Source organism: Devosia sp. A369 (assembly GCF_054489345.1).
In genome coordinates, this window is record NZ_JBTMWV010000065.1 from 1 (window position 1) to 660 (window position 660).

1 protein-coding gene is annotated in these 660 nt (G+C 61.7%); it reads right to left on the bottom strand.

The genetic code is table 11. The features are described from left to right. The coding region (locus ACX3OZ_RS20905; protein ID WP_459105517.1) for a site-specific integrase at nucleotides 1-660 on the bottom strand (660 nt) is incomplete at both ends.

The following is a 660-nucleotide window of genomic DNA, read 5'->3' on the forward strand; positions in this document are numbered from 1 at the left end:
TCGTTGCGGGCAAAGTCTGACCAGAATGACGAGACCTGCTGCGACACCGCGTCAATGTCGCCATGTTTGTCCTCCACCGGCCGCCATAGGGTGTTCCACCCCTGGGCCCTGGCCGTCTCAACAAGCGCGTTGAAGCCAAGATCGATGAGCTCCTGGCGGATCGGCAGCCAGCGCCGTCTTGCCACGGTTTTGGTATGGCGCCCGCCGCTGGTGGTGACAACAAAACACAGAATATCGGTGCCGGGATAGCTGCGGATCGTGTCCGGGCCCAATTGCAGGATTTCACTGGAAATCATGCCGTGCAAACAGGAGATCAGGGGCAGCCAGAACGGCAGCCCGTCCAGGGCGGTGGCCGACGTCGGGATCTGGCGCTTCGTGAACAGCGGATGGCCGAAGATCGTGTGCAGGTCCGAATTGGAATAGGGTTCGCGGGCATCTTCACCGTCCGGCACCGTCAGGCGAATATCGCCGCGGATCGCCCCATCAATCCAGCCCTTGTTGGCCGCGGTCTTCACCAGGGTAGTGATGTAGCCGGTGCGCTTATTGACTGAAGCGGTGGCGTAGCGGCCGCTGTCATACATCTGGTCGCGAAACGATATGATATGCCGGCGCTGCACCAGACCGACATCGCTGACCCCGGCCAGCGCCTGGAACAGGCCA